This is a genomic window from Vreelandella malpeensis, from assembly GCF_020622355.1.
Classification (GTDB): Bacteria; Pseudomonadota; Gammaproteobacteria; order Pseudomonadales; family Halomonadaceae; genus Vreelandella; species Vreelandella malpeensis.
Genome location: NZ_WHVL01000002.1, coordinates 427,752 through 453,803, shown reverse-complemented (window position 1 = coordinate 453,803; position 26,052 = coordinate 427,752). Strand labels below are relative to the sequence as shown.

Annotated in this window: 23 protein-coding genes and 3 tRNA genes; 21 read left to right on the top strand and 5 right to left on the bottom strand. The window is 66.4% G+C overall.

Annotated elements, in window-relative coordinates; translation table 11 throughout:
- Positions 1–39: 39 nt before the first annotated feature.
- The 4 genes from csrA to GEV37_RS07405 all read left to right on the top strand — a co-directional run bounded on the left by csrA (position 40) and on the right by GEV37_RS07405 (position 731).
- Complete coding sequence (gene csrA / locus GEV37_RS07420) at positions 40–228, top strand: carbon storage regulator CsrA (protein ID WP_227389590.1); 189 nt, start codon at positions 40–42, stop codon at positions 226–228.
- 125 nt (positions 229–353) lie between these two features.
- Positions 354–446 (top strand) — tRNA-Ser (locus GEV37_RS07415).
- A gap of 62 nt (positions 447–508) precedes the next feature.
- A tRNA-Arg gene (locus tag GEV37_RS07410) sits at positions 509–585 on the top strand.
- Between the two features lie 69 nt (positions 586–654).
- Positions 655–731 (top strand) — tRNA-Arg (locus GEV37_RS07405).
- Between the two features lie 168 nt (positions 732–899).
- On the opposite strand, the gene GEV37_RS07400 is transcribed toward GEV37_RS07405, so the two are convergent.
- A complete protein-coding gene (locus GEV37_RS07400; protein WP_227389589.1) occupies positions 900–1,877 on the bottom strand; it encodes a tRNA dihydrouridine synthase in 978 nt (325 codons plus the stop codon).
- Positions 1,878–2,003: 126 nt separating this feature from the next.
- Between GEV37_RS07400 and GEV37_RS07395 the strand changes: the two genes are divergently transcribed.
- From GEV37_RS07395 to GEV37_RS07385, 3 genes are all read left to right on the top strand, one after another.
- Positions 2,004–2,261: an OadG family protein gene (locus GEV37_RS07395; protein WP_227389588.1), complete on the top strand. Its 258-nt coding sequence runs from the start codon at positions 2,004–2,006 to the stop codon at positions 2,259–2,261.
- 90 nt (positions 2,262–2,351) lie between these two features.
- On the top strand, positions 2,352–4,166 hold the full coding sequence (gene oadA / locus GEV37_RS07390; RefSeq protein ID WP_227389587.1) for a sodium-extruding oxaloacetate decarboxylase subunit alpha: 1,815 nt from the start codon (positions 2,352–2,354) through the stop codon (positions 4,164–4,166).
- 10 nt (positions 4,167–4,176) lie between these two features.
- Positions 4,177–5,496, top strand: a complete 1,320-nt coding sequence (locus tag GEV37_RS07385) for a sodium ion-translocating decarboxylase subunit beta (RefSeq protein WP_227389586.1) — start codon at positions 4,177–4,179, stop codon at positions 5,494–5,496.
- A gap of 44 nt (positions 5,497–5,540) precedes the next feature.
- On the opposite strand, the gene GEV37_RS07380 is transcribed toward GEV37_RS07385, so the two are convergent.
- Positions 5,541–6,164 (bottom strand): IMPACT family protein, encoded by a 624-nt coding sequence (locus GEV37_RS07380; RefSeq protein WP_227389585.1) that lies wholly within the window; start codon positions 6,162–6,164, stop codon positions 5,541–5,543.
- 21 nt (positions 6,165–6,185) lie between these two features.
- On the bottom strand, positions 6,186–6,578 hold the full coding sequence (locus tag GEV37_RS07375) for a LexA family protein (protein ID WP_227389584.1): 393 nt from the start codon (positions 6,576–6,578) through the stop codon (positions 6,186–6,188).
- Between the two features lie 247 nt (positions 6,579–6,825).
- On the opposite strand from GEV37_RS07375, the gene ccmA reads away from it, so the two are divergent.
- From ccmA to smc, 10 genes are all read left to right on the top strand, one after another.
- Positions 6,826–7,473: a cytochrome c biogenesis heme-transporting ATPase CcmA gene (gene ccmA / locus GEV37_RS07370; protein WP_227389583.1), complete on the top strand. Its 648-nt coding sequence runs from the start codon at positions 6,826–6,828 to the stop codon at positions 7,471–7,473.
- Complete coding sequence (gene ccmB, locus GEV37_RS07365) at positions 7,470–8,177, top strand: heme exporter protein CcmB (RefSeq protein ID WP_227389582.1); 708 nt, start codon at positions 7,470–7,472, stop codon at positions 8,175–8,177. Before ccmA ends, ccmB begins: the two co-directional genes overlap by 4 nt.
- 10 nt (positions 8,178–8,187) lie before the next feature.
- Positions 8,188–8,928: a heme ABC transporter permease gene (locus GEV37_RS07360; protein WP_227389581.1), complete on the top strand. Its 741-nt coding sequence runs from the start codon at positions 8,188–8,190 to the stop codon at positions 8,926–8,928.
- Positions 8,928–9,158, top strand: a complete 231-nt coding sequence (gene ccmD / locus GEV37_RS07355; RefSeq protein WP_227389580.1) for a heme exporter protein CcmD — start codon at positions 8,928–8,930, stop codon at positions 9,156–9,158. The genes GEV37_RS07360 and ccmD overlap by 1 nt, the downstream gene beginning before the upstream one ends.
- On the top strand, positions 9,148–9,657 hold the full coding sequence (ccmE, locus tag GEV37_RS07350) for a cytochrome c maturation protein CcmE (protein WP_227389579.1): 510 nt from the start codon (positions 9,148–9,150) through the stop codon (positions 9,655–9,657). Before ccmD ends, ccmE begins: the two co-directional genes overlap by 11 nt.
- A 5-nt stretch (positions 9,658–9,662) precedes the next feature.
- Positions 9,663–11,648 (top strand): heme lyase CcmF/NrfE family subunit, encoded by a 1,986-nt coding sequence (locus GEV37_RS07345; protein ID WP_227389578.1) that lies wholly within the window; start codon positions 9,663–9,665, stop codon positions 11,646–11,648.
- Positions 11,645–12,169 (top strand): DsbE family thiol:disulfide interchange protein, encoded by a 525-nt coding sequence (locus tag GEV37_RS07340; RefSeq protein WP_227389577.1) that lies wholly within the window; start codon positions 11,645–11,647, stop codon positions 12,167–12,169. The genes GEV37_RS07345 and GEV37_RS07340 overlap by 4 nt, the downstream gene beginning before the upstream one ends.
- Positions 12,160–12,627: a cytochrome c-type biogenesis protein gene (locus GEV37_RS07335; RefSeq protein ID WP_227389576.1), complete on the top strand. Its 468-nt coding sequence runs from the start codon at positions 12,160–12,162 to the stop codon at positions 12,625–12,627. The genes GEV37_RS07340 and GEV37_RS07335 overlap by 10 nt, the downstream gene beginning before the upstream one ends.
- A complete protein-coding gene (ccmI, locus tag GEV37_RS07330) occupies positions 12,624–13,493 on the top strand; it encodes a c-type cytochrome biogenesis protein CcmI (RefSeq protein WP_227389575.1) in 870 nt (289 codons plus the stop codon). Before GEV37_RS07335 ends, ccmI begins: the two co-directional genes overlap by 4 nt.
- 76 nt (positions 13,494–13,569) lie before the next feature.
- Positions 13,570–17,061 (top strand): chromosome segregation protein SMC, encoded by a 3,492-nt coding sequence (gene smc, locus GEV37_RS07325; protein ID WP_227389574.1) that lies wholly within the window; start codon positions 13,570–13,572, stop codon positions 17,059–17,061.
- Here smc and GEV37_RS07320 read toward each other — a convergent pair.
- Positions 17,058–18,227 carry a mandelate racemase/muconate lactonizing enzyme family protein gene (locus GEV37_RS07320; RefSeq protein WP_227389573.1) on the bottom strand — a complete coding sequence of 390 codons (1,170 nt, stop codon included), beginning with the start codon at positions 18,225–18,227 and terminating at the stop codon, positions 17,058–17,060. The genes smc and GEV37_RS07320 overlap by 4 nt on opposite strands.
- A 106-nt stretch (positions 18,228–18,333) precedes the next feature.
- Here GEV37_RS07320 and GEV37_RS07315 point away from each other — a divergent pair, with 106 nt between their 5' ends.
- From GEV37_RS07315 to GEV37_RS07300, 4 genes are all read left to right on the top strand, one after another.
- Entirely contained in the window at positions 18,334–19,212 is an 879-nt protein-coding gene (locus GEV37_RS07315) for a LysR family transcriptional regulator (protein ID WP_227389572.1), read from the top strand.
- A gap of 472 nt (positions 19,213–19,684) precedes the next feature.
- Positions 19,685–21,544 (top strand): cell division protein ZipA, encoded by a 1,860-nt coding sequence (locus GEV37_RS07310; RefSeq protein WP_227389571.1) that lies wholly within the window; start codon positions 19,685–19,687, stop codon positions 21,542–21,544.
- A gap of 107 nt (positions 21,545–21,651) precedes the next feature.
- Positions 21,652–23,694 (top strand): NAD-dependent DNA ligase LigA, encoded by a 2,043-nt coding sequence (gene ligA / locus GEV37_RS07305; protein ID WP_227389570.1) that lies wholly within the window; start codon positions 21,652–21,654, stop codon positions 23,692–23,694.
- On the top strand, positions 23,691–23,966 hold the full coding sequence (locus GEV37_RS07300) for a YheU family protein (RefSeq protein WP_227389569.1): 276 nt from the start codon (positions 23,691–23,693) through the stop codon (positions 23,964–23,966). Before ligA ends, GEV37_RS07300 begins: the two co-directional genes overlap by 4 nt.
- Here the strand turns inward: GEV37_RS07300 and mnmC are convergent.
- On the bottom strand, positions 23,963–25,966 hold the full coding sequence (gene mnmC / locus GEV37_RS07295) for a bifunctional tRNA (5-methylaminomethyl-2-thiouridine)(34)-methyltransferase MnmC2/FAD-dependent 5-carboxymethylaminomethyl-2-thiouridine(34) oxidoreductase MnmC1 (RefSeq protein ID WP_227389568.1): 2,004 nt from the start codon (positions 25,964–25,966) through the stop codon (positions 23,963–23,965). The two genes, GEV37_RS07300 and mnmC, sit on opposite strands and share 4 nt — an antisense overlap.
- Between the last annotated feature and the right edge of the window lie 86 nt (positions 25,967–26,052).

Below are 26,052 nucleotides of genomic sequence, written 5' to 3'. Positions count from 1 at the left end.
CACGAACCGTTGTACAAACGTCTGAGAAGGAGATCAGCCATGCTCATCCTAACGCGCCGCGTAGGCGAAACGCTGATGATCGGTGATGAGATCACCGTCACAGTGTTAGGTGTGAAAGGTAATCAAGTCAGGATCGGTGTGAACGCACCCAAGGATGTCGCTGTGCACCGCGAAGAGATCTATCAGCGGATCCAGCGCGAGCGTACTACCGAAAGCGAACCCGAATAAATGGCGGCTTATACCACGCTCACTACAGGGCGTTTAAGCGCTAACTCGAAGCCGGCGCGAAAAAATTTCTGCTTAGGCCTGGACAACGAACAGCATAATCGGTAATATTCGCGCCGTGCCGTTGAGGAGAGGTGGCCGAGTGGCTGAAGGCGCTCCCCTGCTAAGGGAGTATAGGGTTTATAGCCCTATCGAGGGTTCGAATCCCTCCCTCTCCGCCAACTGCCGTACTCATCGAAAGCACGAGTGGCTTTGGATGAAGCAAGTGAAACGTTTTGGATATGCGCCCGTAGCTCAGCTGGATAGAGTATCTGACTACGAATCAGAGGGTCGGAGGTTCGAATCCTCCCGGGCGCGCCATCCAGAGCCGGACACGCAGCAAGTCGCATGCAGCGACATGCAGCAGTAAGACAGACAGTTTGTACCCAAGCGCCCGTAGCTCAGCTGGATAGAGTATCTGACTACGAATCAGAGGGTCGGAGGTTCGAATCCTCCCGGGCGCGCCAAATTCCTGAGAACCCGCCTCGCTCGAGGCGGGTTTTCTGCGTTTATACATCGAACACGATCGCGTGTGTCATCGAGTTGATCTAGCAAGAGGGTGGCTCGCGCCCTCTGCGGTCGTTTGAAGCGCCCGCCACGCAAGTGGCCGGGCGCTTTTCTTGAGCCTGGCGAGGCTAGGGCGTCGCCACCAGAGCGTCGAGTAGCGCGTCCAGGTCGGTGATGCGTTTGACGCGCTGGAAGTGCTCCTCGGCCTCGTCGCTAGAGGGGCGCATCTGGGCCAGCCACTGCTTGACCAGCGATGCCACGATGCGCTCGGGCAGCGCCTCGCGCTGACGCGTCGCGTAATCCACGATGACCTCGGCGCGCATCTGCCAGGTGGTTTCGGGCAGGCGCTCGCCGGTATCGAGCCAGTGGCGAATGCGCGGAGCGAGCCACGGGTCGGCCAGGGCGCTGCGTCCAAGCATCACGTCCTGACAGCCCGAGAGCGTGCGCGCTTTCCAGTAATCCTCCAGCGTCCAGATATCGCCGTTGGCGACCACCGGCAGCGAGACGTTGGCGCGAATCCGGCCGATCCACTCCCAGTGCGCCGGCGGGCGATAGCCTTCATCGCGAGTGCGTCCATGTACCACCAGCCGCGCCGCGCCGCCGGCTTCGGCGGCCTGGGCGCAGGCGACGGCCAGGCGTCGATCCGAGAAGCCCAGGCGGATCTTGGCGGTGACGGGAATGCGGCCCTCTAAGGCCTCGAAAACCGCGCGAACGGCCTGGTAGACCCGCTCCGGGCGACGCAGTAGCGACGCGCCGCCATCGTGGCGATTGACCAGTTTGGCGGGGCAGCCGAAGTTCAGGTCCACGCTGATCGCGCCCAGCGCCGCCGCCTGACGTGCATTCTCGCCCAGCGCCTCGGGGGCCGAGCCGAGAAGCTGCAGGTGAACGGGCACGCCGCTGGGCGTGGCGACGCGCTCAAGGGCAAGCTCCGGACAGTGTTTGTAGAACACCCTGGGCGGCAAGCGAGCATCCACCACCCGCACGAACTCCGTCACCGCCCAGTCGAAGCCGCGCTGACGGGTGAGTAGATCGCGGGTGAGGGCGTCGATCACTCCTTCCATCGGCGCCAGGCCGATCTCCCCCTTTTGTAGTAAATTAACAACCATGACTTCCACTTTTGCGGCATTGCAATATATGCTTGATGTGGCAGGTTAGAGGATTGTCCTCACTGCGCCAAGCGCCTTTCGAGGCGTTTGGCGTGCCGATCGAATCGACCTAGCAGGGGAAATGTCATGCAGCAACATGATCTGCTTCGGGAAGGTCTCGTCCTGATGGGGTTAGGGATGGGGTTCGTGTTTGTTTTTCTTACTATTCTCGTGCTCAGCATGATGCTGATGTCGACCCTGGTCAATCGTTTTCAACCGCCTGCAGGTACCTCGTCAAACGCCGCGTCGCGCCCGGCGACCTCGACGCTCACGAGCCCGGACGATGAGACGCTGGCCGTCATTTCGGCGGCGGTGCACCGCTACCGCGGCGCATGTCGGTCCTGAAACTCGCAAGGTATAGCAAACTTTACAAAAGATCAGGCTTTATTTTGTAAAGTTTACTACAAAACAATATTGCTGATTGAGGCATGAAACATGAACGAGACACCACGCCCGCTGGGAATCACCGATGTCGTGCTGCGTGACGCCCATCAATCCCTGTTCGCGACGCGGCTGCGCCTGGACGACATGCTGCCCATCGCCGAGAAGCTCGATCGCATCGGCTTCTGGTCGCTGGAGACTTGGGGCGGCGCCACCTTCGATGCCTGCATTCGCTACCTGGGTGAAGACCCGTGGGAGCGCATTCGCGCGCTCAAGGAGGCGATGCCTAACACACGCCAGGCCATGCTGCTGCGCGGCCAGAACCTGTTGGGCTATCGCCACTACGCCGACGACGTGGTCGACGCCTTCGTCGAGCGCGCCAAGGTCAACGGCGTGGATGTGTTCCGCGTGTTCGACGCCATGAACGACCCGCGCAACCTCGAGCGTGCGATCACGGCGGTGCGGCGAGTGGGCGGTCATGCCCAGGGCACCATTTCCTATACCGTGAGCCCGGTGCATACGCTGGACACCTGGGTCGAGCTCGCCGAGACCATCGCCGCCATGGGCGCCGATTCGCTGGCGATCAAGGACATGGCGGGGCTTCTGACCCCCTATACCGCCTTCGAGCTCGTCAGCCGCCTCAAGAAGGCGCTTGGCATTCCGGTGCATCTGCACTGCCACGCGACCACCGGGCTTTCGACCTCGACCATCCTGAAAGCGGTCGAGGCGGGTGTGGACAACGTCGACACCGCGATCTCGTCGATGTCGATGACCTACGGCCACAGCCCGACCGAGTCGGTGGTGGCGATGCTCAAGGGCACCGATCGCGATACCGGACTCGATCTCGAGGCGCTCGAGGATATCGCTGGCTATTTCCGCGAGGTGCGCAAGAAGTACGCCGCCTTCGAGGGCTCGCTCAGGGGCATCGACTCGCGCATCCTGGTCGCCCAGGTGCCCGGCGGCATGCTCACCAACATGGAGGGCCAGCTCAAGGAGCAGGGCGCCGGTGACCGCCTCGACGAGGTGCTGGCCGAAATCCCGCGGGTGCGCGAGGATCTCGGCTTCATTCCGCTGGTCACGCCGACCTCCCAGATGGTCGGAACCCAGGCGGTGATGAACGTGATGATGGGCGAGCGCTACAAGTCGATCTCCAAGGAGGTGCAGGCGCTGCTCAAGGGCGAGTACGGCGCCGCGCCGGCGCCGTTCGATCGTGATCTGCAGGCGCGCGTGCTCGACGGGGCCGAGCCGATCACCGCGCGCCCGGCGGATACCCTCGCGCCGGAAATGGAGCGCCTGCAGCACGAGCTCGGCGAAAAGGCGAGTGCCGAGACCATTCGTCTGATGGATGGCGAGCAGCGCCTCGACGACGTGCTGACCTACGCACTCTTCCCGCAGATCGGCCTCAAGTTCCTGAAAAATCGTGACAACCCGGACGCCTTCGAGCCCGCACCCCAGGCCGCCACGCGTGACGCCGCCGTCAGCGAAAAGCCCGTAGCACCTGCCAGGGCCGCTGCGTCCCGGGGGCCGGAAACCTACACCGTCAGGCTCAACGGCAAGGCCTACGTGGTCGAGGTGGCCGAGGGCGGTGACATCTCTCAGGTGAGCGAGACCCCGGGCGCCGCCCCTGCGCCGACACCCGCCGCCGAGCCCGCCTCGAGCGGTGAAAGCGTGGCAGCCCCGCTTGCCGGCAACATCTTCAAGGTGAACGTGAAGGTGGGAGACCCGGTGGCCGAGGGCGACGTCGTGGTGATTCTCGAGGCGATGAAGATGGAGACCGAGGTGCGCGCCCAGAGTGCCGGCACGGTCTCCCGGGTCAACGTGAGCGAGGGTGACAGCGTCGCCGTGGGCGATTCGCTGGTCGAGCTGTGAGGGCGGGACTATGGAAAAGCTGATCACCCTCTGGGAAGGGTCGGGGCTCTACAACCTCACCCTCGGCCAGGCGGTCATGATGGCGGTGGCGCTGCTGCTCTTGTATCTCGCCATCTACAAGAGGTTCGAGCCGCTTCTGCTGGTGCCGATCGGCTTCGGCGGGCTGCTCGCCAACATTCCCGAGGCGGGGCTTGCCGTGTCGGCGCTGGACCAGGCCATCGACGTGGCGCGCCCGGCGGTGCTCGACGGCATCGGCGCAGCGCTCGGCGTGACGCTCGACCCGGCAGCGGGGCTCGAGGCGTCTCGCGAGGCGCTCAAGGCGCTCGCCCACAGCGCGCCGCCGGAGGCGCTTCGCGCCGCCCGCGACGTGGCGGTGGGCGCGGGCTACAGCAACGGCGTGCTCTACAGCTTCTACAGCGTGGCCATCGCCTCGGGCATCGCGCCTTTGGTCATCTTCATGGGCGTGGGCGCAATGACCGACTTCGGCCCGCTCTTGGCCAACCCGCGCACGCTGTTTCTGGGCGCGGCGGCGCAGTTCGGCATCTTTGCCACGCTGTTCGGCGCGGTGCTGCTCACCTCGATGGGCGTGATGGACTTCTCACTCAACCAGGCGGCGGCGATCGGCATCATAGGCGGGGCGGACGGGCCGACCTCGATCTACGTCTCGAGCATGCTGGCGCCGGAGCTTCTGGGGGCGATCGCCGTGGCGGCCTACGCCTACATGGCGCTGGTACCGCTGATCCAGCCGCCGATCATGCGTCTTCTGACCACCGAGAAGGAACGCAAGATCACCATGACCCAACTGCGCCCGGTCTCGAAGCTCGAGAAGATCGTGTTTCCGCTGGTGCTGCTGGTGCTGGTGGCGCTGTTTCTGCCCGACGCGGCGCCGCTTCTGGGCATGTTCTGTTTCGGTAACCTGATGCGCGAGTGTGGCGTGGTCGAGCGGCTGGCGGACACCGCCCAGAACGCGCTGATCAACATCGTCACCATCGTACTCGGGCTTTCGGTGGGCTCGAAGCTCATGGCCGAGAGCTTTCTGGCCGTCGAGACGCTGGGCATTCTGGGGCTGGGCATCGTCGCCTTCGGGATCGGTACCGCCGCCGGCGTGCTGATGGCCAAGCTCTTGAACCTGGTCAGCAAGATGCCGATCAACCCCTTGATCGGCGCGGCCGGCGTCTCCGCGGTGCCGATGGCGGCCCGGGTGGCCAACAAGGTGGGCCTCGAGGCGAACCCGCACAATTTCCTGCTGATGCACGCCATGGGGCCGAACGTGGCCGGCGTGATCGGCTCGGCGGTCGCCGCCGGGGTGATGATCAAGTACCTGGGGTAGCGGCGGTCTCGTCGCCTCGAACGCCTCGCCTCGTACGGGGCGTTTCAGTTTTCGATCCGACGAATGTCCAGGACGCCTTTTAGGCGGCTCTCGAGTGCGGTGAAGTCGGCCGCCTCGTCCGTGGGCCAGGCAAGGGTCAGGGCCACGCCCTGGCCATCGTAGTCGGCGTCAGTGATCGGCACGTCAAGCTGCGCGAAGTAGTCGCGGGCCAAAGCCTCCTGGGCGAAGTCGATCTTCAGTCGGTACGCCTCGCGCTCGACGATCTCGCAGGTCGGCAGCGTCTCCAAGGCCTTGTTCACCGCCAGGGCGTAGGCGCGGGCCAGCCCCCCGGTGCCAAGCTTGGTACCGCCGAAGTAGCGGATCACCACGCACCCCACCTCGCCGAGCCCGCTGCCCGCCAGCGCCTGGTACATCGGCCGCCCGGCGGTGCCACCGGGCTCGCCGTCGTCGGAAAAGCCGATGTGGGTCTGCTCACTCGGCGGGCCGGCGATGAAGGCGCTGCAGTGGTGGCTGGCGGCGGGGTGATCGCTGCGTGCCTGTCTCAGAAGAGCCTCGAAGGCGGCGACGGTGGGGGCATGGCAGAGCCAGGCGATGAACTGGCTCTTCTCGACGACGGTATCGACGCGGTGGTGTTCGTCCGGCGGCAGGTGCGGGGCTCGGTAACGCACGCGGGGCTCCCTGGGTGGCGGTCAGTGGCGCCGGGCGGGCCTCGGGGCTTCGACGCCCATCACCATGCCCAGCACCTGGATGTCGCCATTATGCAGGAAAACCGTCGGCAGCGTCTGGTCCTCCGGGCACAGGCGCACGCCCAGGCGGCTGATGGAGAGCTCTCTGAGCGCGACCTCGCGCTGGTTGATGGTTGCCGAGGCGATCTCGCGATGCGGGCCGCGCTGATGGCGGCGAAGCACGATGACGTCGCCGTCGAAGAGATTGTACTGGCGCATGCGATGACCCCGCACGCGTACCGCGTAGGTGTTGCGCCGCGTGATCTCGCGCTCGCCGTCCGGTGAACGCAGGCCGGCAGGGGGCGGCGCGGCGCGCAGCGTATTGGCGTTATCCGGCAGTCGGGGGGCGATCGTCATCGGTTCTCTCCAGCATGGCGCCCACTCCCTAGGCGTTGAATGAGGTTAACTAGTCAGTTCATGTCTATTCGTACAGTGGTTGGAGTATAAGCCTGTCTTTGCATACAGTGCTAGTGCCTGTATGTGAACTTTTTTAAGAAGCCCCTTTTTCGCTTGTGAGTCGTGCCGACACGCCGGCGCCCCGCGCTGGCGAAAAAGCCCCTTTTTGTGTACAGTGCGCGCGATACTCACTCCCCGGGAGACGTCTTTGAGCCTGCGCCTTCAAGCCCGCGAGCTTGCCTGCGAGCGCGATGACCGCGTGCTGTTTAAAGGACTCGACGTCACCCTCGACGCCGGCGAGATTCTTTGCGTCGAAGGCCCCAACGGCAGCGGCAAGACAACGCTTTTGAAGATCCTGTCCGGCCAGCTCGGCGACTATACCGGCGAGCTTCATTACCGGGGCGAGCCGCTGCGCCGTTGCCGCGAACGCTTTCTGGCCAACCTGCTCTACCTGGGGCACTCGGCGGGGGTCAAGGCGGGATTGACCGCGCTCGAGAACCTTGCCTGGTACCAGGCGCTCGCCGGCGACGCTTTCGACGAGGCGGCCTGCGAGCGCGCCCTCGAGGAGATCGGTTTGGCCGGGTTCGAGGACGTGCCGGTCGGGAAGCTCTCCGCCGGTCAGGCGCGCCGGGTGGCGCTTGCGCGACTGGCGCTGGGCTATCGCGAGCTGTGGATTCTCGACGAGCCGTTCACCGCCATCGACAAGCACGGGGTCGCGGGGCTAGAGCGCCGGCTGCTCGCCCACGCTGAGCGTGGCGGAAGCGTGGTAATCACCACCCACCACGCGCTGGGTGACATGGCCGGCATACGCCGGCTGGCGCTGGGCGAGCAGGGCCATCACGGGGAGGCGGCGTGAGCACGAGCGATGCGCCTGCGCCGCCGCCGGCAGGGCTCTGGGGAGCGTTCACGGCCACTTTGAAGCGCGATGTGACGCTGGCGCTGCGCCGGCGGGGCGACGTGCTCAATCCGCTGGTGTTCTATGCACTGGTCATCACGCTGTTTCCCATCGGCATCTCGCCGGACCCGGAGCGGCTGGCGCTGATCGCGCCGGGTCTTCTATGGGTGGCGGCGCTGCTGGCGGCGCTGCTTTCGCTGGATACGCTTTTTCGCGGCGACTTCGAGGATGGTACCCTCGAGCAACTGCTGCTCGCGCCCCAGCCGCTGACGGCGCTGGTGATGGCGAAGGTGAGCGTTCACTGGCTGCTCACGGGGCTTCCCCTTTCGCTGATGGCGCCGCTGCTCGGGGCGATGCTGGCGCTGCCGCCGGGAAGTTATATGGTGCTTGCGCTGTCGCTTGCGCTGGGCAGCGCGAGCCTGAGCCTGATCGGCGCCATCGGTGCGGCGCTCACGGTGGGGCTTGCCCGGGGCGGGGCGCTGTTGTCGCTCTTGATCCTGCCGCTCTACATTCCGGTGCTCATCTTCGGTACCGGCGCCGTCCAGGCGGCGGCCATGGGCGGCGCCGGGGCGTACCTGGCGATCCTCGGGGCGCTTCTGGCGTTGGCGCTGATGCTGGCGCCGCTGGCCATCGCCGTCTCGCTTCGTATCAGTATCAACGGTTGAGGACGCCTTCATGTGGGCCTTCATTCACAAGTTCGGATCCCCCAAGTGGTTCTACGCCATCAGCGCCCGGCTCGAGCCCTGGTGCTGGGCGCTGGCGGCGCTGGCGCTGGGCGTCGGCACACTGTGGGGGCTGGCGGTGGCGCCGGCGGACTACCAGCAGGGCGAGAGCTTTCGCATCATCTACGTGCACGTGCCGGCGGCGCTGCTCGCCCAGTCGATCTTCGTCGCCATGGCGCTTTCCGGGCTCGTCTTCATGGTCTGGAAGATCAAGGTGGCGGACATGGCGGCGACGGTGATGGCACCTTTCGGCGCCATGATGACCTTTGCAGCGCTGTTCTCCGGGGCGGTGTGGGGCATTCCTACCTGGGGCACTTGGTGGGAGTGGGACGCGCGGCTGACCTCGATGCTGATCCTGCTGTTTCTCTATCTGGGCGTGATCGCGCTGCGCGGCGCCTTCGCCCGGCGCGACAGCGGGGCGCGAGCCGCGTCGCTGCTCGCCCTGGTCGGGGTGATCAACATTCCGATCATCAAGTACTCCGTGGAGTGGTGGTATACCCTGCACCAGTCCGCCACCTTCACCCTGACCTCGCGCCCGGCCATGCCAGCCTCGATGTGGCTGCCGCTTCTGATCATGCTGGTCGGCTTCTACAGCTTCTTCACGGCGCTGACACTTGCGCGCACGCGCAGCGAGATAGTGAAGCGCGAAGGCGACAAGCGCTGGGTGCGCGCGCTGGTCGACAAGGAGCTCTGATGGCCTTCACGTCTTTGCAAGAGTTCTTCGCCATGGGCGGCCACGGCGTCTACGTCTGGGCTGCCTGGGGGGTGACCGCGGCGCTGTTCGCGGCAAGCCTTCTCCAGGCGCGCCTGGAGCGGCGCGCCCTGCTCAAGACACTGTCGCGCCGTGTGCGTCGCGATGCCCGGCGTCGCCAGACGACCGACCCCGCTCACTCTTCAAGGCCCATGGTGGACGATGACGCCTAAACGCAAGCAGCGGCTCTTCGCGCTTCTCGGGATCGTGGTACTCGCGGCCATCGCCGTGGGACTGACCCTCTTCGCGCTGCGCGCCAACATCAACCTGTTCTTCAGCCCGGTGCAGATTGCCCAAGGGCAGGCGCCGCTGGAGCGCCAGATCCGCGCCGGCGGGCTGGTCAAGGCGGGCTCCGTCGCCCGCGACCCGCAGAGCCTGGACGTCGCCTTCACGGTCACCGACTACGTGGAGGAGGTCGAGGTTGCCTACAGCGGCATACTGCCGGACCTGTTTCGCGAGGGGCAGGGCGTGGTGGTGGTCGGCGAACTCCAGAGCGATGGTCGGATCCGTGCCGACAAGGTGCTGGCCCGCCACGACGAGAACTACATGCCGCCGGAGGTGGCCCAGGCGCTGGAAGAGGCGGGCTACTCGCCGGCGGATTACCAGCAGAAGGCCGAGCAGGTGGTCAAGGAGCTGGAGGCCCGGGCGGGTTTCCAGCCAGACGAGAACTAGCGCGTATGGCGATCGAGATCATTCCGGAAGTGGGCCATTTCGCGCTGATGATGGCGCTGGTGATGGCGATCATCCAGGCCGTGGTGCCGCTGGCGGGCGTCGCGACGAGGCGCTCGCTGTGGATGGCCTATGGCGCGCCCATGGCGGCTGGGCAGTTCGTGTTTCTGGCCCTGGCCTACCTGTGCCTGAGCGCAAGCTACCTGCTGGACGACTTCAGCGTCGCCAACGTGGCCAACAACTCCAACTCGCTGCTGCCCTGGTACTACAAGGCCAGCGCCGTGTGGGGCAACCACGAGGGGTCGGTGCTGTTGTGGAGCTTGATGCTCGCCGGCTGGGGCTTCGCCGCCTCGGCGTTCTCGACTTCGCTTCCGCGTGACATGGTGGCGCGGGTGCAGAGCGTCATGGCGATGGTCAGCGCGGGCTTTCTGCTGTTCATCCTGCTGACCTCCAACCCTTTCGAGCGGCTGTTGCCCAACGTGCCCGCCGACGGCGCCGACCTGAACCCGCTGCTGCAGGATTTCGGCCTGGTGGTCCACCCGCCGATGCTCTACATGGGCTACGTCGGCTTCTCGGTGGTGTTCGCCTTCGCCATCGCCGCGCTCATGGGCGGGCGGCTGGATGCGGCCTGGACCCGCTGGGCGCGGCCCTGGGCCAACGTCGCCTGGGCGTTTCTGACCGTCGGCATCGCACTCGGCAGCTGGTGGGCGTACTACGAGCTCGGCTGGGGCGGCTGGTGGTTCTGGGACCCGGTGGAGAACGCCTCGCTTCTGCCCTGGCTCACCGGCACGGCGCTCTTGCATTCGCTGGCGGTGACCGAAAAGCGAGGCTCCTTCAAGAGCTGGACGGTGCTGCTGGCCATTTCCACCTTTTCGCTGTCGCTGATGGGGACCTTTCTGGTGCGCTCCGGCGTGCTCACCTCGGTGCACGCCTTCGCCAACGATCCCTCCCGCGGGTTCTTCATCCTGGTGCTGCTCGGCGTGACGGTGACGCTATCGCTTCTGCTGTTCGCCCTGCGCGCGCCCCGGGTGAGCCATCGGGTGGGTTTTGGCTGGCTCTCGCGGGACTCCTTGCTTCTGGTCAACAACCTGCTGTTGGTGATCATGACCGTCACGGTGCTCCTGGGTACGCTCTACCCGCTGATCCTCGACTCGCTGAACCTGGGCAAGATCAGCGTGGGCCCGCCCTACTTCAACGCGCTGTTCGTGCCGCTCACGGTCTTGCTGTGCGCCTTCATGGGGCTCGGCCCCTCGGCGCGCTGGAAGCGCATGGGCGCCCGGGAGCTTACGACGAAGCTCTGGCTCGCCGGAGCCGGGGCCCTGGTGATCGGCGTGCTGGCGCCGCTGCTCTACGCCGGTCAGTGGAATCTGTGGGTGAGCCTGGGGCTGGTCGCGGCGCTGTGGATCGTGCTGCCGCTGGTGCGCGACGTGATCGACAAGTGCCGCCACGCGGGCTCTCTGGGGCGAGGGCTTGCAAGGCTCTCGCCGGCCTACTGGGGCATGGTGCTGGGGCATCTGGGCCTGGCGGTCACCCTCGTCGGCGTCACGGTGGTGTCGAACTACAACGTCGAGCGCAACGTGCGTATGGCGCCGGATGTCACCGTCGAGGTGGCCGGCTACCAGTTCACCATGCGTGAACTGACGAGTCGGCGCGGGCCGAACTTCCTTGCCGATACCTCGCTGATCGAGGTGCGCCGGGGAGGCGACGGGCGCACCTTCATGATGCACCCGGAAAAACGCCTCTACCTCGCCACAGGCATGCCCATGACCCAAGTGGCGCTGCGCCCGGGGCTTTTCCGCGATCTCTACGTGGCGATGGGGGAGGACCTGGGCGGCGGCAGCTACGCCATGCGCATCCAGTACAAGCCCTTCGTGCGCTGGCTGTGGCTCGGGGCGCTGTTGATGGCGGCGGGGGCGGTGCTGGCGGTGATCGACAAGCGCTACCGGCGAGTCGCCACGCGCCGGGGCGCCGCTACTCGGAGGGTGACGCCATGAAGCGCTGGCTCTTGCTGCTGCTGCCGCTGGGGTTCGTCGGCATTGCGCTGTTCTTCTACCAGGGCCTGGGGCGCGACCCCACCGCCCGCGATTCGGCGCTGATGGCGCGCGCGTTTCCCGCCTTCGAGGCCGTCACGCTCGAGGATGCGAACCGCCGTGTCGACGAAACGCTGCTGCGCGGCGAGGTGACCCTGGTCAACGTATGGGGCGAGTGGTGCCCGGCCTGCAAGCAGGAGATGCCCCAGCTTCTGGAGCTCGCCGACCACGGCATCCGAATGGTGGGCGTGAACTACCGCGACCGCCGCGAAAAGGGAAGGGCGTTTCTCGACGAGTACGGCGACCCGTTCGAGCTGAACATCTTCGACCCCGAGGGGAGCCTCGGCTTCGATCTCGGCGTCTACGGCGCCCCGGAAACGTTTCTGGTCGATGCCGACGGCGTGATCCGCTATCACCACAAGGGCTACATCGCACCGAGTGACGTGCAGGCGCGCATTCTGCCGGAGGTGGAAAAATGGCGTTGATGCGACTTCTGGCCCTGCTGGTGGGGCTTCTGGTGAACGTGGCGAGTTTGGCGGCCATCGAGGTGCGCTCCTTCGACGACCCGGTGCTCGAGCGCCGCTACGCGGACCTGACCGCCTCGATGCGCTGCCCGCTGTGCGAGAACCAGGCGATCGACGACTCCAACGCGCCGATCGCCGCCGACATGCGCCAGCGCGTGTTCGAGCTCCTCCAGGAGGGCCAGTCCGACAGCGAGATCGTCGATCACATGGTGACGCGCTTTGGCGAATACATCCTCTACAACCCGCGCCTGGAAAACCGCACCTACCTGCTATGGGGCGTGCCCATTGCTCTGGTGGTGCTGGCTACCCTCCTGGTGATCCTGCTGGTGCGTGCTCGGCGCCACGCCTCGAGCCAGGCGCTCAGCGACCAGGAGCGCGAACGGCTCGCGGCGCTGCTCAACCGCAAGAGGTCTTCATGACGCCGCTCTGGATCGCGATCGCCCTGACCGCGCTGCCCGCGCTCGGGTTTCTGCTCGCCCCGCTGTGGCGCGCCCGGCCGCTTTTTGATACCCAGCGTCGCTTCGAGCAGCAGGACAGCAGCGACGCGCAGAACGTGGCCATCTTCGAGCGCCGGCTTGAGTCTCTCGAGCGCGCCCGGGCGCGCGGCGAGATCGACGCGGCGCGCTTCGCCGAGGATCGCCTGGAACTCGAGCGCAGCCTGCTCGAGGACACCGCCGCCGCTCCCCGGCGCGCGCTCAAGGCGCCGAGCGCCGGTCGCCTGCTGGTGCCCGTGGTGATGGTGCTGGCCCTTGCGGCCTGCTTGCTCGGCTACCAGCGAAACGGTGCCGAGGGCGATCTTGCGCTCTACGCCATCAACCAGGACATGCTCGGCACGCCCGCGCCGGATATCGAAGCGTACCGGGCGCGCATCGAGCAGGAGGCCGAGCGCCAACCCGGCAATCCCAACGTCTGGGGAGCGCTGTTCTCGCTCTATCGCCAGGCCGGCGAGCTCGACCTAGCCGACGCTGCCCTGACGCGGCTGATCGAGATCGAGGGGCGCTCGCCTGCGCTGCTGGCAGAGCTCGCGGAGCTGCGCTTCTTCCAGGCCGGCCGCCGGCTCACTCCGGCCGTCCAGGCACTGGTCGACGAGGCCCAGGCGAAAGACCCGCGCCAGCCCAAGGTGTTGAGCCTGCTCGGTATCCACGCCTTCGATGAGGGCGATTTCGAACTCGCGATCGACCGCTGGCGCCGGGCCCTGGCGAGCCTCGAGGACGAGGCCACCATCGAGGCGCTGCGCGAGGGAATTCGCACCGCCCAGGCACGCCTGGAGGGCCGCGATGAGTGATGTCCGAGCGACGACCGTCCTTCCAGGGCTCGTCGCGTATCGACCCCTGTCCAGAAACCGGAGCTGAAGAGCCGCCATGCGCTTAACCTCCATCCGCCTCGTCGGGTTCAAGTCCTTCGTCGACCCCATCACGGTGCCTTTCGATGGCAACATGACCGCCATCGTCGGGCCCAACGGCTGCGGCAAGTCCAACATCATCGACGCGGTGCGCTGGGTGATGGGCGAATCCTCGGCCAAGACCCTGCGCGGGGAGTCGATGGCGGACGTCATCTTCAACGGCTCCACCGGGCGCAAGCCGGTCGGCCAGGCCTCCATCGAGCTCAAGTTCGACAACCGCGACGGCGCCATGGGCGGGGCCTACGCCCAGTATGCGGAGATCGTCGTCAAGCGTCTGGTCACCCGTGACGGCCAGTCCAACTACTTCTTCAACGGCCAGAAGTGCCGGCGTCGCGACATCGCCGACCTGTTCATGGGCACGGGGCTCGGCCCGCGCTCCTACGCGCTGATCGGCCAGGGGATGATCTCGCGGCTGATCGAGGCGCGCCCGGACGATCTGCGCGCCACCCTCGAGGAGGCCGCCGGCATCTCCAAGTACAAGGAGCGCCGCCGCGAGACCGAGAACCGCATGCGCCGTACCCAGGAGAATCTGGAGCGTCTGGACGACATTCGCGAGGAGCTCGACAAGCAGCTCGAACGCTTGAAGCGCCAGGCCGAGGCCGCCAAGCGCTACCAGACGCTCAAGGCCCAGGAGTACCAGCTCAAAGGCGAATTGGCGCTGATTCGCGGCCGTGCGCTGCGGGCCGAGCAGACCCGCGAGGAGGCCCGGGTACGCGAGCTCGAGATCGGCGTCGAGAAGGACGTGTTCGGCGTGCGTGCCTGCGAGACCCGCCTCGAACAGGCCCGCGAGCGCCACGACGAACTCGCCGAAGTGCTCGAGCGCTACCAGCAGCAGTTCTTCGAGACCACCACCCGCATCGCCCGACTGGAGCAGGATCAGGCCCACCGCAAGAGCCGCGAAAGCCAGCTCGCCGCCGACATCGCTACCGCCCGGCGCGATCTCGATGAGCAGCGCCGGGTCAGCGAAGGCGACCGCGAGCGCCAGGCCGCGATCGACGAGCGCTTCGAGACGCTCGCGCCGGACATGGAGGCGCTCGACGAGCAGCTCGTGATGCTGGAAGAGCGGCTTGCCCAGCTCGCGCCGGCGCTCGAGAGCGCCGAGCAGCACTTTGCCGACACCGATGCCCGCTGGCGCGATGCCGGTCGCGACGCCGAGCGCCGCCAGGACCAGATCAATGATCTCGAGCAGCGCATCAAGCGTCTGCAGGGCGAGCGCGCTCGCCGCGAGCAGCAGCGCGGCGAACTCGACGACAGCCGCGCGCTGCGCAACGAGCATGCCGCCTGCCGCGAGGAGCTTGAAAGCGCCGAGGCTCGCGCCGAGGCCTTCGAGATCGAGCGCGCCGCCGGCCAGGAGCGCTTCGCTACCGCCCGCGCCGCGCATCAGGCGGCGCTGGCCGAGCGCGATACCAAGCGCGCCGAGCTGAGCCGCCGTCAGGGCGAGCTTGCCTCGCTGAAGGCGCTGATCGACGCGGCGCTGGCGGATCACGACCCGGGCATTCACGAAGCCCTCGCCGCGCGCGGGCTCGAGAACGCGCCGCGTCTGGGCGAGACCCTGGCGGCCAAGCCGGGCTGGGAGCCGGTCATCTCCTGGCTGCTCGCCCCCTGGCTCAACGCGCGGCTGGTCGATGCGGCCACCCTGACGGCGCTGCCCGAGGCGCTGGCCACGGACTGGTGCCTGATCGCCCGTGACGGCGCGGCCCCGGTCGAGGGTGGCCGACTCGATGCGCAGGTCGAGGGCGCCGGGGCGCTGGGCGAGTGGCTGTCACGCATTCACGCCGTGGAGAGCGACGACGACGCCCTGGCGCGCATGGCGAGCCTCGCCCCCGGCGAAAGCGTGGTCAGCCGCCAGGGGCTCTGGTGCGGACGCGGCTGGCTGCACCAGAAGGCCAACGGCGAAGGCGTCGATACGCTGCTGGTGACCCGGCGCCGCTTCGACGAGCTGAGTATCGAGTGCGCAGCTCTGGAAGAGGCGCTCGACGCACTCGACGAGCGCTGCGAGCAGTTGGCGCTCGCTATCGAGACCCTCGAGACCGAGCGCGACGAGCGCAGCGCGGCAGAGCGCGAGCACGCAGGCCTGCGCCAGCAGCTCGCCATCCAGGAGCAGCGCCTGGCCCAGCGCCTCGAACACCTTCAGGGGCGCGCCGCCGAGATCGACGACGAGCTCGCCACCCTCAAGGAAGACGAGGCAGCGCTTATGCTCGGCCTCGAGGAGCAGCGCGAGCGCTGGGGCGAGGCGATGGCTTTGCTCGAGGAGGCGGCCACCGCGCGTGAGGAGTGCGTCGAGCAGCGCGACCGCGCCCGCGAGGAGCAGGAGCGCCTGACTCGTGAGCAGGCACCGCTCAAGGCCAGCCAGCAGGCGCTGGCGCTGGAGCGCGAGCGCCTGGCCGCCGAGCGCGACGGCCTGCGCGCCCAGCAGGCAAGGGCCGTCGAGAGCGAGGAGCGCCTTACGCTGCGCATCGAGGAACTCGAGGAGGCGCGCGAGGCGCTGATGGAGCCCGACGAGCTCGCCGCCGAAGAACTCGAGGAGCTGTTGCACGAGCGCGAGCAGCGCCAGGCCCGGCTCAGCGACACCCGCGAGCAGGCCCAGGCGCTCTCCGAACAGCTGCGCAGCGACGAGCTCGCCCGGCAGAACTTCGAGCGCACCCTGGAGCAGAGCCGCGAGCAGCTCCAGACCCGGCGCATGGAAGTGCAGGCGCTGAGCCTGAAGGCCTCCACCCAGGACGAGGCGCTGGCCGAGCTCGGCCATGACGTCGAGGCGCTGGCCGCCGGGCTCGCCAGTGACGCCGAGGAGCCGCGCTGGCAGGCGCTTCTGGAAAGTACCTCCGAGAAGATCAGAAAGCTCGGGGCGATCAACCTCGCGGCGATCGAGGAGTACGACCAGCAGGCGGAGCGGCGCGATTATCTCGAGGCCCAGCATGCCGAGCTCACCGAGGCGCTGGAAACCCTGGAGCGAGCGATCAAGCGCATCGACCAGGAGACCCGGGTGCGTTTTCGCGAGACCTTCGATCAGGTCAACGCCGGGCTGCAGGCGCTGTTTCCGCGCGTGTTCGGCGGGGGGGCTGCGTGGCTGACGCTGACCGGGGAGGATCTGCTCGAGACCGGCGTTGCTATCATGGCCCGCCCGCCGGGCAAGAAGAACAGCACCATCCACCTGCTCTCCGGCGGCGAGAAGGCGCTGACGGCGCTATCGCTGGTGTTCGCCATCTTCCAGCTCAACCCGGCGCCGTTCTGCATGCTCGACGAGGTGGACGCGCCGCTGGACGACGCCAACGTCGGCCGCTACGCCAAGCTCGTCAAGGAGATGTCGGAGACCGTGCAGTTCATCTATATCACCCACAACAAGATCGCCATGGAGGCCGCCGAGCGCCTGATGGGGGTGACCATGCAGGAGCCCGGCGTGTCACGTCTGGTCTCGGTGGGGGTCGACGAGGCGGCGGCGCTGGTCGACTAGCCTTCGCCGAGCTCGCGCATCAGGGCGTAGAGCTTGGACTTGGCCTCGAAACCGACGCCGGGAATGTCTGGCAGCGCCACGAAACCGTTTTCCACCGCGATTCCGTCGGCAAAGCCACCGAAGGGCTGGAACACGTCCGGGTAGGATTCGTTACCGCCGAGCTTGAGGCCGGCGGCGATGTTCAGCGACATCTGGTGGCCGCCGTGGGGCACCACGCGCCGGCTCGACCAGCCAAGTTCTTCCATCACCTCCAGCGTCTTCATGTACTCCACCAGCCCGTAGGAGAGGGCGCAGTCGAACTGCAGGTAGTCCCGGTCTGGCCGCATGCCGCCGTGGCGCAGCAGGTTGCGGGCATCCTGGTGGGAGAACAGGTTCTCTCCGGTGGCCATGGGGCCGTCGTAGTGCTCGGCGAGTTCGGCCTGCAGTGCGTAGTCTAGCGGGTCGCCGGCCTCCTCGTACCAGAAGAGATCGTAAGGCTTGAGTGCCCGGGCATAGGCGATCGCGGTCTTGAGATCGAAGCGGCCGTTGGCGTCCACCGCCAGGCGACGGCCGTCGCCCACTACCTCGAGCACCGCCTCGATGCGGCGCAGGTCCTCGTCCAAGGAGGTGGCGCCGATCTTCATCTTGACCACGTCATAGCCGCGATCCAGGTAGCTGCGCATTTCGTCCTGGAGTTTTTCGTTGCCCTTGCCCGGGTAGTAGTAGCCCCCGGCGGCGTAGACCCACACCTTGTCGTCGGCCTGACCATCGCGATAGCGCTCGGCGAGCAGCCGGTAGAGCGGCTTGCCGGCGATCTTGGCGACCGCGTCCCACACCGCCATGTCGATGGTGCCTACCGCCACGGAGCGTTCGCCGTGTCCGCCGGGCTTCTCGTTGCTCATCAAGGCTTTCCAGATGGCGAACGGGTCGAGGTTGTCGTTGGCTTCATCGACGAGGCTTGCCGGGTCCGCCTCGAGCACGCGGTCGATGAAACGATCGCGCATCAGTGCGCCCTGGCCGTAGCGGCCATTGGAATTGAAGCCGTAGCCGATGACGGGCTTGCCGTCGCGAATCACGTCGGTGATCACGGCGACCACCGAGCAGGTCATCTTGGAAAAATCGATATAGGCGTTGGCAATGGGCGAGGCGATGGAAACCGTCTTCTCGCGAATGTCCACAATGCGCATGGCGCGCTCCTTCATGTCGTTGGGGGAAACACGCACCACGATAGGCATGGCGAACCTCGGCGGCCAATGCTTATACTGGCCCATCCCATGCTAAAGAGGCATTGCCGTGGAGCTTTCCTGGCTCGAGGATTTCGCCGCTCTTGCCGAGCACAAGAGCTTCGTGCGCGCCGCGAAAGCGCGCCATGTCACCCAACCCGCCTTCAGCCGGCGCATTCGCGCGCTGGAGCAGTGGATGGGGGTGGCGCTGTTTGCGCGCACACCCCAGGGCACCACGCTCACCGAAGCGGGCCGCCAGGTGCAGGAGAGCGCCGCTCAGGCGAGCCAGGCGCTCTATGCGCTGCGCGCCCGGGCCCAGGAGGCGGCAGGGCATAGCCTGAAGACGCTGCAGTTCGCTGCCACTCATTCGCTGTCGTTCACCTTCTTCCCGCGCTGGATACGACGCATCGACGCCGCCCCTGTCGCGGCCATCCAGCTTCACTCGGATACCATGGCCGGCTGCGAGCGATTGTTGATGGAAGGCAAGGTGCACTTTCTTCTCAGCCATCGCGATCCTTTGGCGGCCTCACTTTTCCCTGACAAGTATTATGAGAGTTGTATCATCGGTGAAGATAAACTCGTTCCCTTGGTCGGAAGAGCATTAAGGCAGCAAGGTGATCGACCTTTTCCTTATCTTGCTTATTCCAGGTCGTCAGGATTGGGAAGGATCGTCGAGCAGCACGTCCATGAACAAGAAGTGCGCACCGGCATCTTGCCCGCACACTTCACCAGCCATCTTGCAGCGGTACTAATGTCGATGGCCCTGGAGGACAAGGGGGTGGCGTGGCTGCCGGAAAGTCTTGCAGAACAGGAGATTGAAGAAGGACGCCTGTTAAGAGCCTTTGGAGGCGGTAACGACATACCACTGGAGATACATATAGTGAAGCCGCGTTCACTGGCAAACGGGTTCGCCGACTCGTTCTGGTCGAAACTTTCAAGTTCCCGATAATAAGAGTTGCGATCACACTTTGATTGTGCTTGTTTTATGCTTCGACAAGGCTGTAAGATTTTGTCATATTGAGTTAACCCTTCTACAATTACCGCATTAGCGAAGTGCAAGACGAACTATAATTAGTAGCGGGTTAACGATTCAGGCTCGATTCACCCCTCATCGTTCGACGCAGCGGCCAACAGTAGATGCGTACGAGCGCTGGAAAAGAAGGCCAGGGGCATCATTGCAGGAAGGGGATCGAACCAATAAGAGGCCAGGATGGCACTTTTGGCAAAATCGTCTGTCCAAGCACTGGACTTTTCGTGCCGAGCTATAATTAACACTCGGTGCGCATGCGCACAATAAGCAATAGGTCGCCCTTTTTTTGTAGCAGCTGCACTATGCTTGGTGGTAAATATAGCCCCTGTACGGACGCGGATATCGCAAGCGTAGCGCCCTAACCGGTTAAATGACCCATGGAATGCTCGACATGGAATTAAGAGAGTGGTTAATCATTCTAGGATTGGCGTTGGTATCGCTTATCGTGGTCGACGGGGTTCGCAGGCTTCAGCGTCAGCGTCGGGTGCCGCGCCTCGACCAGGCGGTCGATAACCTGCCCAAGGCGTCTCGCCAGGAGCTCGACGACGAGGCTCGCGAGGCCGAGGTCAATTGGGAATTGCCCAATGGTGGCGCTCGGGTGGTCAAGCCCGCCGACTATAGCGGCCTTGGCAAAAAGCCCAAGCTCGAACGCCAGGAGCATCCCGGCCCATCCAGAGTCCTCTCCGATTTCCGTCGTTCGTTTTCCAAGGCGGCCGCCAGGTCCAAAAGCGCCATCGGCGGCCAGCGCATGGCCTATCAGGGCGCCTTCGAAGGTGATGCGCCGCCGGCCTTCAAGGCCAACTCTTCTCCCCGAGTACGCGATACCGAGCGTCTCGATAAAACCCGCGAAAAGCCTGCTGTCGAAAAAGCCCCTGTTGAAAAGGCCCCTGTTGAAAAGGCCCCCGTCGAAAAAGCGGCTGTCGAAAAGCCCGTTATCGAAGAGCGCCGCGAACCGAGCCTGTTCGCCGATGAACCCGTTTCCACTGCGCCTGTCGCCGAGCCCTCTCTCTCGGCGGTGGATACACCCGCCCTGCAGGCCAGCGCAGCCGAGACCCCCGACCCCGTAGTGAACGCCGCCCCGGACGAGCCCAAGCCTGTCGCGAGCGCAAGCGACGAGATTCAGCCGGCCGACAACATCTCGCCCGCAGCGAGCGAAGCCGCGCCCGAGGCGCCCGCTTCCCCGGTCGAGAGCGCGGAGCCGGTACTGCGCGCCGAGCCCGGCGATGCCGCTTTCACCAAGACCGGCAATGCACCCAAGCGTCGTCAATTGCGCTCCAACACCGCTGGCGAGCTCGGCGACGACGAAATCGACGAGTACAAGCTGGTGGATTTCGAAGGCATGGGCCGCTCCTTCAAGCGCCGCCTGATCGAGCGTCGCCAGGAGCGCGCCCGCAAGAAGGCCGAAAAGGCCGAGCGCGCCAAGGCGCTGGCCAAGCAGAAGGCCGAGCGCAAGGCGCTGGAAGCGGAGCAGCGCCGCGAGGCGAAGCAGGCCGCCGAGGCCGAGAAGGCGCGTCTGGCCCAAGAACACACCCGCGCTCGCGAAGTGCAGGCCGCCTCGGCTACCCGCTTCGAGGATGACGAACTCTACAGCGCCGAACCGTCGCTGAGCGCCCTGCGTCGGCGCAGCGAGCGTGATGAGCGTGACGTCTTCGACGCCGTCGATGATCATGATGAACGCTTCGATGAGCAGGAAAGCGCCTATTTCCAGGACAGCTCCCAGGACAGCGTGGTCCGAGTCCACCCCACGCTCGAGAAGGCCCTGCGCCACGACGTTTCCGGTACCCATGCCAAGGAGACGTTGACCCACGCCTCGGAAATGGTGGTCATCAGCGTGCTCTCCCGCGAGGAAGAGGGCTTCGACGGCAGCAAGCTGCTCGAGCTGATGATGGCCTGCGGCCTTCGCTACAGCCGCACCATGGGCGTGTTTCATCGCTTCGAGACCGAAAGCCACGACAGCGAGCTGCAGTTCTCGATGCTCAACGTGGTCAAGCCCGGCACCTTCCCCATCGAGGAGATGGGCGAGTTCGCCACTCCGGGCATTACCTTACTGATGCCGCTGCCCGGCGCGATCGACACCGCCGCCGCTTTCGAGGCGATGGTCGAGACGGCCATGGTGGTGGTGCGCCACATGGGCGGCGAGCTCAAGGACGAGAACCACAGCGTGATGACCGCCCAGACCATCGAGTTCGCCCGCCAGCGGGTCCACGAGTTCGAACGCCGCCATCGTCTGCAGCGCCATACTGCGCGCTGATCCCGCTCTCGCTTCCTGCACCCGCCTTTTCAGGCGGGTGTTTTCGTTATGAAAGCGCTAGGCTATAGGCACGCTTCACTACGTACTGTTTCACGGAACCCGATTGCATGAGCAAGCCCTCTTCCCGCGTGCTCGAAGAGCTCGCTACCCTGCGCGCCGAGCTCGACGACGCCAACCATCGCTACTACGTCCTCGACGAACCCGCGCTAACCGACGCCGATTACGACCGCAAGCTCCAGGCGCTCAAGAAGATCGAGGCCGAGTATCCCGAGCTCGTCACGCCGGAATCGCCGACCCAGCGGGTAGGCGCCGCCCCGGCGGAGGGATTTCCGGCGGTGGCCCACGCGATTCCCATGCTGTCGCTGGACAACGCCTTCAGCCGCGACGACATCCTCGCCTTCGCCGCGCGCGTGGCCGAACGCCTGGAAATCGAGGCCGACGACATCGCGTTCAGCTGCGAGCCCAAGCTCGACGGTGCCGCGGTGTCGCTGGTGTTCGAGCAGGGTGTGTTGACCAGCGGCGCCACCCGCGGTGACGGGCGCACCGGCGAGGGCATCACCTCGAATCTGCGCACCCTGCGCTCGATTCCGCTCAAGCTGCGCGGCCAGGACCAGGACGTGCCGGCGCTTCTTGAGGTGCGCGGCGAGGTGATCATGCGCCACGAAGGCTTCGAGGCGCTCAACGAGCGCGCCCGGGAAGAGGAGGGGCGAGTGTTCGCCAACCCGCGCAACGCCGCCGCCGGAAGCCTTCGCCAGCTCGACCCGCGCATCACCGCCCGACGACCGCTGGAGTTTCACGCCTATCAGGTGGCGCGGATCGAACCTGACGCCGGGGACGGCACCCACAGCGAGCTGATGAAGCGCCTGAAGACCCTCGGCTTTCGCTCGAGCACGGAGCTCGAGGTGCTCAAGGGGCCCGAGGCGGTGGCGGATTACTGCGACGCGCTCGGCGAGAAGCGCCTGGCGTTGGGCTTCGATATCGATGGCGTGGTGATCAAGGTCGACGACCTGCGCGCTCAGCGCGAGCTCGGCTTCGTGGCCCGCGCCCCGCGCTGGGCGGTGGCGTTCAAGTTTCCCGCCCAAGAGGAGGTCACCACCCTCGACGATGTCGAGTTCCAGGTCGGGCGCACCGGCGCCATCACTCCGGTCGCCCGGCTCGCGCCGGTCTCCGTGGCCGGGGTCACGGTCTCCAACGCCACGCTGCACAACGCCGACGAGATCGAACGGCTGGGCGTGATGATCGGCGACACCGTGGCGATTCGCCGGGCCGGTGACGTCATCCCCCAGGTGGTGCGTGTGGACACCACCAAGCGCCCGTCAAATGCGAAGGCGATCGAATTCCCCACCGCCTGTCCGGTCTGCGGCTCCGAGATCGAGCGCCTAGAGGGCGAGGCAGTGGCGCGCTGCTCCGGCGGGCTGGTCTGCGCCGCCCAGCGCAAGGAGGCGCTCAAGCACTTCGCCAGCCGCAAGGCGCTGGACGTCGACGGCCTGGGCGAGAAGCTGATCGATCAGCTCGTCGAGCGCGACTGGGTGAAGAGCCCGGCGGATCTGTTCGCGCTCACCGCCGAGCGGCTGGCCGAGCTTCCGCGCATGGGGCAGAAGTCGTCCCGGAACCTGGTCGAATCGTTGTCGCGCGCCAGGCAAACCACCCTCGCGCGCTTCGTCTATGCCCTCGGTATTCGCGAGGTGGGCGAGGCGACCGCCGCCAACCTCGCCGCCCACTTCGGCACCCTTGATGCGTTGATGGAAGCGGATCAGGCGGCGCTCGAAGCCGTCAACGATGTCGGCCCGATCGTTGCGGCGCATGTCGCCACCTTTTTTGATCAGCCGCGCAACCAGGCGACCATCCAGGCGCTGCGCGACGCCGAACTCACCTGGGAGGAGGCCCGTGTCGAGCGCGGCCCCACCCCCCTGGAAGGCCAGACTTGGGTGCTTACCGGAAGCCTTGATACCATGACCCGCGACGAGGGCAAGGCGCGCCTTCAGGCGCTGGGCGCCAAGGTCGCCGGCAGCGTGTCGAAAAAGACCGCCTGCGTGGTCGCGGGCGAGGCGGCGGGCAGCAAGCTCGCCAAGGCCGAGGAACTCGGCGTCGAGGTGCTCGACGAGGCCGCCTTCATCGACAAGCTCAAGCAATGGGAGCAGGGCGAATGAGCCGTTTCATCGAAGTGCCGGCGCGGATGCTGCCACCGGAAACCCTGAACGCGCTGCTCGAAGCTTTCGTGACCCGCCAGGGCTACGACACCACCGACACCAGCGGGGAGGGCATGCACGGCTGGGTCAGCGAGCTCAAGCGCCAGCTCGAGCGCGGCGAGCTTCTGATCGCCCATGACATCGAGCTCGAGCAGACCGAAGTGATGACCCTGGCCCAGTGGCGCGCCTTCGGCCGTGACCTGGCCGACGACGAGGAGGAGGGCGACTACTAGTCGCCGGCGCGAACCAGCGCGCTGATCAGCCGCCGCCCGGGGTGCAGGTGATCCGCCAGCGTCCACTCCAGCGGCAGCGGCTCGTCCAGCAGTTTTGAGGCGATCACCTCGGCGCACAGCGGAGCGCTGGCAAGCCCCCGGCTGCCGTGGGCGGCAGAAATCCAGAGCCCGGGATGATGGGCGCCGGGGGTGGAGAACCGGTATGAAGCGTCCTTGGCGAGTGCGGCGTAGTCGCTTGTCCACTGCGCGGCGACCGGCACGGGGCCGGCGTAGGGCGTCTTGTCCGGGCTCGCCGCGCGTACTGCCGCCCGTCCTTCCAGTCGCTCGGCGCTGAGCGGGCCGTCAGCCGCCTCCAGCGCCGCGACCCACTCGGGAAGCGCGGCGCGAAGCTCGTCGATGTTGCGCTGATGCTCCTCGTCGCGCAGCGCGTCTGTATCGTCGTTGGGCACGAAGCTCGCCCCGAAGCTCACGACCCCATCGAGCGGCGGCGCGACGTAGCCGCCGGCGCACACCACCGTTGTTGGCGCGTCGACCCCTTCCGGCAGGGCAAGCTCGCTGACCTGACCGCGTACCTTCTGAAAGGGCAGCGCCTCGCTCTGGGCGAACTGCGCCGCCGCGTGGGCGTTGGCGATCACCACCTGATCGGCGGTGAGCGTCTCGCCGTCGTCGAGATGCACGCGCCAGCCATCACTGCTCGCTTCAAGGCGCGTTGCCGTCGCCTTCATGAAACGAATACGCGGATGCGCCAGCAGCGCCTCGCACAGCGCCTTGGGGCATACCCAGCCCGCCTGAGGGTAGTAAAGCGCGTGGAGTGCTTTGCCTGGCACGCCGGTCAGGGGCGCAAGCGCTCCTTGCATTGCCCGCACCACGCCGTCGCCCAGCGGGTGGCGGGCCAGAAAGCGTTGCTGCCGGGCGGCTTCACGCTCGCTCGTCGCCAGCTGCAGCACGCCGCAGCGCGACCAGAGCGTTTCGCCCTGCTCGAGCCCGTCCAACCAGCGCGCGCTGTACAAAAGCCCTGCCAGATAGACGCGGCTCTGGTCGTTGGTCTCTGCGGCGAGCTTGGCATAGAGCGCGCCCTGGCGATTGCCCGAGGCCCCGGCGCCGGGTGCCTGGCGATCGAGCACCGTGACCGCCACCCCGCGCCGAGCCAGCGCCGCCGCGACGCTGGCACCGGCAAGCCCCGCGCCGATGACTGCCACGTGCTCGGCCTTGGCCGGAGTGGGTGGCGTGAACCAGGGCGTCCGGGCACGGCGAGCGTCAGAAGGGGGCGAGGCGATCTCGCCGACGAGCATTTCGCGCTTGCGCCCGAACCCCGGCACCTTGGCGATGGTGAACCCGGCGGCCTTCAGGCCGCGCTTGACGATGCCCGCGCAGGTGAAGGTGGCGAAGGTGGCGCCGGGGCGAGAGCGTGCCGCCATCGCCTCGAACAGTTCCGGCGACCACATGGCCGCGTTCTTCGACGGCGCGAACCCATCGAGGAACCAGGCGTCCACCCGCCCATCGAGCAAGCAAAGGCGCTCAACGGTGTCGCCGAAATGCAGATCCAGCGTCACCCGCTCGCCAAGGTGCAGCCGTTGGATGCCGGCGACCGGCTCCGGCCAGCGCTCGCAAAGCGCCCGCGCGTAGGCGTCAAGCGACGGCCAGGCTGCCAGGGCCCTGGCGAGCTCGGCGCGGCCCAGTGGGTACTTCTCGGTGGACAACAGGTGAAGGCGCGCGGTGTGCGGAGCGTGGGCCTCGAAGCAGGCCCAGGCGCTCAGCACGTTGAGCCCGGTGCCGAAGCCGGTCTCCCCGATCACGAAGGGCCGGGCATGCGTCCAGGCAGCGAAGCGCTCCGGCAGCCGGTTGGCGTTCAAGAAGACGTGCTCGGTCTCGGCGCGGCCATCCTCGCGGGAGAAGTAGACATCGCCGAACTGCGTGGAGTGCGGCGCGGCCTCCTCCCAGGTGAGTTCCGGGGCGGTGAGGGCTTCTAGAGGCGGCAGGGCGGGGCGGCGCTTGGTCACTCGGCATTCCTGGCTGGGGGTGCTGAAAGTGGTCAAAAAATGATCAATTCGTCGATGGGGGCGTTATCTCTCGCTTTGAGAAAAGC